The following is a 7,567-nucleotide window of genomic DNA, read 5'->3' on the forward strand; positions in this document are numbered from 1 at the left end:
CTCGTCACCTCCGCAGAAATCAAGACGGCGTTGCAGCTTCGTCGGAGAGCGGCTCGGGGTCATTGGGGGCGTTTGAGGGTGAAGCACCTGCTGTAACGGGTTTCCAGCTCGCTGAAGCGCAGACGGTCGAAGATGTAGCCCCGCTTGCTCTCCAGGGCCTCGGTGATCACCGAGCGGCCGAAGGCCTTGCGCAAAAAGACGTAGCGCGAGGAATAGAACATGGCGTCGAAGTCCGGATTGTAGTGCATCGAGAAGGGCATGTCGCGTTTGAGCACCAGTAGTTGTCCCGGGCGTCGGCGGTCCAGGGAGACCGTGGTCATCTTGCCCACCAGGCGCCGCGCCCGGCCGCGGACGGCCTGGTGGTAGGCGCCTCCGCGGGCGTGGGGCGGGATGGTCTCCAGCAGGGCGAAGATGGCCTCGGAGTCGACCTCGCCCAGCCGGGGCAGCTTGTAGTCGCCGAAGAGCTGATCGTCGTTGTCGATGTTACCGTTGTGGATGCCGATGATGTTGGGCGTCAGCAGGGGGTGGTTGTTGCGCGAGTTGCCGACCTTGCCCTTGGTCGGTCGGCGGGTGTGTCCCAGCAGACAGACGGTGCCGTTGTCGAAGGCCCGGCGGGCGTGGCGGCGGTAGTCGGCGGTCTCGACGAACTCGTGGGCCGGCAGGGGCAGCTTCCAGACCCGCCGGGAGCCGTCCTCCTGAACGACGCCGACGCCGGTGGCCTCGCGGCCCCGCTCCTCGTTCTGGATCAGGGCCTCGGTGAAGATGTCCCAGATGCGATCCAGTTCCCAGGGATCGCGCTCTTTGGGCGCCAGCAGAACACTGATCAGGCCGCACATATCAGCGTAGGAAGATGTAGCCGCCCGACTCCTCGTCCCAGCGCGGTTTGCGGCGCTGGAGGCGCTCCAGGCGGAGCTCGAGGTCGCTGCGGGGCAGCCAGAGGGTGTCGGCGGCCCGGTTAAGCCAGCGCTCGCGGTCGGGCTGGCCCTTGATTTCACCGAGCTCGATGATCTTGATCAGGCGGCGGTCGATGGAATCCAGCCGCTTGGCGGACTCGCCGGCCACCTCGTCGGAGAGCAGACCCTCGATCTGTTCCCAGTCCATCCCGTCGGCCCGCATCAGCGACAGCGGCCGTCGGGCCAGATAGCGCAGCACCCGGAAGGCCGGGTTCTCGAAGCGGGCGAAGGCGGGCTTGAGGAAATCCAGCATCCCCAGGCAGCCCTCGCCGAGTTCCCCCAATTCAGCCTCGCCCAACGACGAGGTGTCGCTGGTGGCCAGATCGCCGTCGTTGTTGGAGAGCCGGTCGAGGAGTTCGATCTTGCGCTGCCACTCCCGCAGCTTGCCCACGTGGATCAGTCCGTATTTGGCGCACTCCACCGAGCGCAGCAGCAGAGCCAGGAAGAGGAAAGTCTTGGCCACGATCGAGGTCGGCGACAGGTCGCAGTCGGCGAAGCGGAACTCGACCTGGAGCTTACCGACGGTGCCGTCCTCTTCGAAGCGCACGTGCTCCAGGTTCATGAAGTTCTGATGCTCGGGCACCCGCTTGCTCTCCCGCAGGATACGCTGGATCTCGCGCATCGACTGGGCCAGCGGGGTGTGGTGGATGATCTCGAGGTGGGAGTTGTGCTGGCGCCGCCGGCACAGGCCCTCTCGGCTCTTGCCCGCCGAGAAGATGAACTTGAGGTACGGGATGTAGCGCCGCACCAGGTTCCAGAGGTTGGCCAGCACGATCTCGGGAAAGCTCTGGGCGCTCCAGATGGTCAGCAGGTGGAAGTGCAGCCCGCAGGTCGGCCGCGCCCGGATGCCCAGGGGCAGCAGCTTGTCCATGATGCCCGTGTACTGGTTGAGCAGGCTGTCGTAGTAGGGGTAGCGGCCGATGATCCTGACCTCTACCCCGCAGTGCTCCTTGGTGACGTCGAGGACGCCGTTCTCCCCCAGCAGGGCCAGGCTGTGCGAGGGTTTGAGCAGGCCGGCCACCAGGGGTTGGAAGTCGCGGCGGCGGACGCCGCGGGGCATGGCGAATTCGAGCTCCGTGCCGATCTTGGCGGTGCGGAAGAGCAGGTCCTTGTAATACAGGGCTCGCTCTTCGTCGAGGGTGTCGGGTCGGCGGAAGAAGATCGGTTCGGCCAAGGCTCTCCCTCGGGGTGTGAAAGTGGTGGCCGGCTGCTGTTCGTCTCGTCGGGGGTGGGCGTCGCTAGTCGCCGTTGTTGAGGAAGTCCACCTGGCCCGTGGCCAGGTTGTAGAATGCGCCGATCACGCTGAAGCGTCCCTCCTTGTGCAGCTTGTGCAGGATGGCGCTGCGGCGGGTGGCGTAGAAGGCGCTGTGCTTGACGTTCCACATCGCGGCGGCGTCGATCCAGTTATTGACGTTGTCGTCGCCGGGTCGGGTGGCGATCACGGCGGGCAGCAGCTTATGGATGATCGAATCCACGGAGGGCGATTCGCTGGAACCGGGGCTGCGGTAGGCCGCCACGGCGGCACCCAGGGCGCCGCAGTTGGTGTGCCCCAGTACGACGAGCAGGGGGCAGCCGGTGTGGGCGGCGGCGTATTCGATCGAGCCCAGGGTTACCGAATCGAGCAGGTTGCCGGCGTTGCGGCAGACAAAGAGGTCGCCCAGGCCGGCGTCGAAGATGTGTTCCGGCGGCACGCGGCTGTCGGCGCAGGTCAGGATGGTGGCGTAGGGACTCTGGCCCTGGGTCAGTTCGACCAGGCGCTCGGGACCCGTGCCCGAGCCGTAGCGGCGCTCGCCGGACAGGCTGCGTGCGTGGCCTTCCTTGAGCTTGAACAGGGCCTCGCCGGGACTAAGAGCAGTGGTGGTCATTGGTCACCTCCCTTCGGGTGGGGTTTAAAGGGGTCGGTTGGGTCCGCAGCGGGGGCGGTTGCCTCCCCGGGAGGTAAAGAGATGGGGGATGGCGGACCCGACCGATGGCGGAGCGCCCGCAGGCGCTCCGGAGCCGTACTCTAGGGAGCTAGAAGGTGAAGGTCAGCTCGGAGCCGCGGGCGTCGTCGCGGGCAGCGATCTTGACGTGGGGGTTCTTGCCCAGGTTCTTGCGCATCGCGGCGGCCATGACGTTCATGATCGGACAGGTGAAGGGATGCTCGACACCGGCCTTCTTCATGGCCTTGGAGAGGTTGTAGCCGTGGCAGCCGTCGACGTGGACCACGGCGTGGCCGTCGTCCTCCTCGGCGATCTCGATCTTGTCGGCGAAGCCGAACTCGTCGACGAACAGGCGGCCGACCTCGATGAGTTCCTCGTGGACGTTCTCGCCGCCGATCTCCAGGCCCATCTCCTTCTGCATGATCCCGAGCAGGTCGTCGCCCACGGTGTGCATCACGGCGTAGGACGACTCGCCGAACAGATCGTACAGACCCTTGGCCAGGCCCTCGATCACCAGCTTGTACATCCGCACCAGATTCCGTTTCTTTTGTTCTTCGGTAGCCACTTTCCGCTCCTTCCGTCGTTGGAGTGGTCGTTGCGCCCCGGCGGTGCCGGGCGTTGTTATCAGCTATCAATACTGCGCTTAGAGAACCTCGGCCAGTTTCTCGGCGGTCTTCTTGGCCACCATGCGCACGTTGCCCAGCACGGCGTCCTTGCTGACGGCTAAGCCGAGGTAGAAGTTGGTGTCGCCGATGAAGCGGCTCAAGACCCAGCCGCCGCCATGTTCGACCAGGTTCTCCTCCAGATCGGGCAGTTTGATCTCGGCCAAACTCTTGCGGACCAGGCTCATCACCAGGGCGAACTTGACCCCGTAGTTTTCCTGGGCTTCGGCGCTGATGTCGCCGGATTTGACCTGGGCGATGTGAATCCCGTCCATGCCGACGACGCCCATTGCCACCATGCCGTCGATGTCCTTGCCGGCGGCTTCGAGGATCTGTTGGGCTTGGGTAGGCATCTGTTCCTCCTTTGGCTTGACTTGCTGCGGATGATCACTATTTGTCGGCGTCCTTGTTCCGTTTACGCAACTGCTCCATCTCCTCCATGGCCTTACGCAGTTCCTCCTCGGCCAGGGCCTCGATGTCGATCGCGGTGCGCTTGCCGTTCTCGGACACCTGCTTCAGTTCTTTCTCGTCCGTCTTCTCCGGGGCGGTTTTTTCTGTGTCTTCGGCTTTGGTGCCGCTATCATCAGCGGCTGCATCCTCGTCGTCGGTGCTGGATGGCGCTTCATCAAGGCCTTCGATTGCCAGGTCGTCGATTTGCAGGGCCTCTTCCAGGCTCTCGGCCTTGAGGACGGATTCGGGCTTGGGCTTGTCCTTGTTGGCCTCGTCGGCCAGCCGGGCGGCCTCCATCTGCAGCTCCATCATCGGTCGCTTAATCTTGCGCTTGAAAACGGGACGCTGCTTGCGGACGGTTATCTGGCAGTCCTGCCAGGCCAGGATGGTCAGCGCCGCCTCCAGGGGCTCCTTGTCACCCAGCTCGGCGTCGAAGAGCTTGCCCTTGGCGAAGCGCAGGATGCCGGTTTCGCCCCAGATCGAGCTGTGAACGTCGATCCGGCAGGTCTTCTGCTCCATCTCGACCATCTGCAGAAAACTCGCCAGGCTGATGCCTTTGAGCTGGCCCTCGCGGCCGGCGGTCTCGGCGGCCTTGACGATCAGCTTGTGCAACTGGTCGATGTCGATGGGTTTCTCGATATAGGCGATTGAATATTCGTCGAAGGCCCGTTCGATCTCCGGCGTACCATAGGCCGTCATCACGATGCAGGGGATATCGGGGTAGTCCTTGACGACGCGGGCGATCAGCTCGAAGCCGTCGAACTTGGGCATTTTCAAATCGGTGACTAGAACGTCGATCGCTTTGTCGCCGAGGATATCCAGCGCCTGGCGTCCGTTGTTGGCGGACTCATAGGTAGTGTCCTCGGTGTACTGCTCCATACCGTCGATGAGGCTCTCCAGGAATGCTTTGTCATCATCGACGATCAAGACTCTTGTCATAGGGGTCACCTCCCGCAGTCATTAACTGCAAGAACCGTGCCAAAAAGAACCTGCAATTTAAAACCGCTCACAGAGCGGTTATAGACTAAGCCATAAATCCATAAGGCCAGCAACTGTTCATTGTGAGCGGGTATAGTTAAGGCCCCGTTCATAATGAACGGGGTCGGGATGCGTGATCAACGCCTTGGGATCGCTGATCACGGTCCGGGGATTCCGCGGCTAATCGTCGTCGGGATATAGCTCCTCGTAAACCGCCCCCAGCTTGGCGCTGGTCTTGCGGGCCACCAGGCGCAGGTTGCCCAGCATCAGCTCATCGTTGACCTCGAAGAGTACGCTCAGTTTCGTCTGCTCGATTCGCCGGGCCAGGAAGCGTCCGCCGCGGTAGGAAACCAGGTTCTCCAGCAGGGGCTCGGTACCCAGGTGGCGCAGGCTGTTCCGAATCAGGCCCATGATCAGGGCGAAGCGCGTGCTGCGTACGTCGGGCTGCGATGAAGGAGCGGGCTCCGGATAGGTGGACAGGGTGACGCCGTCGTGGCCGACGACGACGATCCGCTGCAGGGAGTCGAGCTCCTCGGCGGCCTCGGCCAGGAAACCCCGGGCGATGCTGTTGGCCTCGCCACGGGCCTTCAGCCGGCGCCGATGACGGTAACGCCGGTGATGATTATGGCGGATGCGCCGCAGGGCGCTGCCGTGTTGCTGGTTGAGCAGTTCGATGAATTCGTCGTCACCGGCGGCGGCGCCGCGGTCGACTAACTCGGTACGCCGGCGGTCGAGGACGCGGCCGCCGGAAAAGATCAGGGTCTGGATGATCGAGTTATCGCCCAGCAGGCGTGTTTCGGTTTGAACGTGGTAAACGGCGTCGTCGAGGTTGAGCTTGTCGTTGCGGAAGTGCAGTTGGTCCAACATGATCTGCGTCCTCCAACCCACAGAATACTGGTGACTTGCCGGTTCACCTTCATGCGTTTATTATAATATACCACTTCGGTCGGTTTTTCAACCGCCAACCATGTGTTGACCCGTCAACCCGTCAGGTCCCGGACTGATTGTCGAGTGCTATAATACCGCTGTCCCTGCGACCTCCAATCGATGATGGAATTGGCCTGCGGCAACAGAACCTTTGCTATCCCACCATGGACGGCCGGGGAGCTCGTCGAGGCCCCGGGCGTTCCGGCCGTCGACGTCGCCGCGGCGGTCGGCGAGGCCCTGGAGTCACCCCGCGCCGGTCCGCCTCTGCGCGAATCGGCCTCCGGCAAGGCCTCAGCCGTCGTCGTCGTTCCCGACCTGACCCGCAGCGCTCATCTGCCGGCATGGTTGGAGGTCCTGCTGGCGGAGCTGGCCGGTGTTCCCCGGGTCTCGATCCTGGTGGCTCTGGGCCTGCACCGTGAGTTGTCCGCCGGCGAACTCGTCGATCTGTTGGGCGGGCGGATCGCCGCCGACTATCCGGTCGAGCAGTCCCAGGCCGACGGCGCGGGTTTCGTCGAGGTCGGGACGACCTCCCGGGGCACACCCCTCGAGATCCACCCGACCCTGGCACGGGCCGAGCTGAGGATCACCGTCGGTGAAATCGACGGCCACTATTTCGCCGGGTTCTCCGGCGGGCGCAAGGCCGTCGTTCCCGGCTGCGCCTCGCGCCGGACCATCCTGGCCAACCACGGGATGGTCTTGGGGACCGACGGGCGGCGCGCTTCCCTCGTCGGGCTGGGCAGGCTGGAGCAGAACCCCCTGGCCGCCGACCTGGCCGAGGCTCAGCGCCGCATCGGCGTCGACTTCGCCTGCAACCTGGTCAACAATCCCGCCGGCGCTCCGGCGGCCGTTTTCTGCGGGGAGGCCGAGGCCAGCTTCGCCGCCGCCGTATCCTGTTATCGCAGAACCCACCGCCCGGAGAGCCTTCGGCGTCGGGGGCTGGTGATCGCCTCCGCCGGAGGACGACCCGCCGACATCGACCTGCGTCAGAGTCACAAGGCCCTGGACAACGCCTGCCGGTTCCTCGAACCCGACGGCACCCTGGTCTTCCTCGCCGAATGCACCGAGGGGACCGGCTCCCTGGAACCTTGGCTGGAGCTGGGGAGCGCCGCGGCCATCCACCGAGAGCTGCTCGCCGACTACGCCGTTGCCGGCCAGACCGCCTGGTCGGTGGCCGAGAAGCTGGAGACCTGCGATATCGTCTGGGTGGGCGAGCTGACGGTGCAGGATTTCGGCGGTCTGCCCGTACGCTGCGCGCCCGAGCTGGAAAGCGCCCTGGCGCTGATCGAGCGGAAGCTCCTGGAGCTGCCCCACTGGATCATCCCCCACGCGCGCAAGCTGCTGCCGCTCGGACAGGTGGTTGGGTAAAGGCCGTGGTCGGCAACGGCTGTCGCAGGGTCTCGTCTCACTGTTATTGGCAATAATGGGAAGGGTGCCCCCGTCCGCCGTTGATAACGAATCCATCCCGCCGGCGATTGGGACGGGAGTGCGGAAGCGCTGTCGCGCCTGGGTTTTCCGCGGGTTGTTTCTCCGGCGTTTCACCGGGCCGTCACGGTTGTTGCGGGCCGCAGACCTCCCGCGGCGGGAGCTCTGCGGGCAACAACCCCGCCGGCCCTCGTTCATTGATGGTTCGTACACCCCGGGCGGTGGGACGGGCGGGCGACCAGGGATGGTCGCC

The 7,567-nt window shown here is 64.6% G+C and carries 8 protein-coding genes; 1 reads left to right on the plus strand and 7 read right to left on the minus strand.

Annotation, left to right across the window (positions count from 1 at the left end; all coding sequences use genetic code 11):
• Positions 1-59: 59 nt before the first annotated feature.
• The 7 genes from GF399_05210 to GF399_05240 form a co-directional block, all read right to left on the minus strand.
• The gene (locus tag GF399_05210; protein ID MBD3399713.1) at positions 60-836 is read right to left on the minus strand and encodes a hypothetical protein; all 777 of its coding nucleotides are present in this window, start codon (positions 834-836) and stop codon (positions 60-62) included.
• A gap of 1 nt (position 837) precedes the next feature.
• Entirely contained in the window at positions 838-2,127 is a 1,290-nt protein-coding gene (locus GF399_05215) for a hypothetical protein (protein MBD3399714.1), read from the minus strand.
• Positions 2,128-2,191: 64 nt separating this feature from the next.
• On the minus strand, positions 2,192-2,818 hold the full coding sequence (locus GF399_05220) for a carbonic anhydrase (GenBank protein MBD3399715.1): 627 nt from the start codon (positions 2,816-2,818) through the stop codon (positions 2,192-2,194).
• Positions 2,819-2,966: 148 nt separating this feature from the next.
• On the minus strand, positions 2,967-3,440 hold the full coding sequence (locus GF399_05225) for a hypothetical protein (GenBank protein MBD3399716.1): 474 nt from the start codon (positions 3,438-3,440) through the stop codon (positions 2,967-2,969).
• 78 nt (positions 3,441-3,518) lie between these two features.
• On the minus strand, positions 3,519-3,890 hold the full coding sequence (locus GF399_05230) for a hypothetical protein (GenBank protein MBD3399717.1): 372 nt from the start codon (positions 3,888-3,890) through the stop codon (positions 3,519-3,521).
• A 37-nt stretch (positions 3,891-3,927) separates the two neighbouring features.
• Entirely contained in the window at positions 3,928-4,926 is a 999-nt protein-coding gene (locus tag GF399_05235) for a response regulator (protein MBD3399718.1), read from the minus strand.
• Between the two features lie 219 nt (positions 4,927-5,145).
• Positions 5,146-5,832 (minus strand): hypothetical protein, encoded by a 687-nt coding sequence (locus GF399_05240; protein ID MBD3399719.1) that lies wholly within the window; start codon positions 5,830-5,832, stop codon positions 5,146-5,148.
• A 180-nt stretch (positions 5,833-6,012) separates the two neighbouring features.
• On the opposite strand from GF399_05240, the gene GF399_05245 reads away from it, so the two are divergent.
• Positions 6,013-7,257 (plus strand): DUF2088 domain-containing protein, encoded by a 1,245-nt coding sequence (locus GF399_05245; GenBank protein MBD3399720.1) that lies wholly within the window; start codon positions 6,013-6,015, stop codon positions 7,255-7,257.
• Positions 7,258-7,567: the final 310 nt, after the last annotated feature.

The sequence above is a fragment of the Candidatus Coatesbacteria bacterium genome, assembly GCA_014728225.1.
Classification (GTDB): Bacteria; RBG-13-66-14; RBG-13-66-14; order RBG-13-66-14; family RBG-13-66-14; genus WJLX01.

Bases quoted from the DNA above. Each gene is read 5' to 3' on its own strand.
- GF399_05210 (MBD3399713.1), bottom strand. From the start codon at position 836: ATGTGCGGCCTGATCAGTGTTCTGCTGGCGCCCAAAGAGCGCGATCCC.
- GF399_05220 (MBD3399715.1), bottom strand. From the start codon at position 2,818: ATGACCACCACTGCTCTTAGTCCCGGCGAGGCCCTGTTCAAGCTCAAG.
- GF399_05230 (MBD3399717.1), bottom strand. From the start codon at position 3,890: ATGCCTACCCAAGCCCAACAGATCCTCGAAGCCGCCGGCAAGGACATC.
- GF399_05235 (MBD3399718.1), bottom strand. From the start codon at position 4,926: ATGACAAGAGTCTTGATCGTCGATGATGACAAAGCATTCCTGGAGAGC.
- GF399_05240 (MBD3399719.1), bottom strand. From the start codon at position 5,832: ATGTTGGACCAACTGCACTTCCGCAACGACAAGCTCAACCTCGACGAC.
- GF399_05245 (MBD3399720.1), top strand. From the start codon at position 6,013: ATGATGGAATTGGCCTGCGGCAACAGAACCTTTGCTATCCCACCATGG.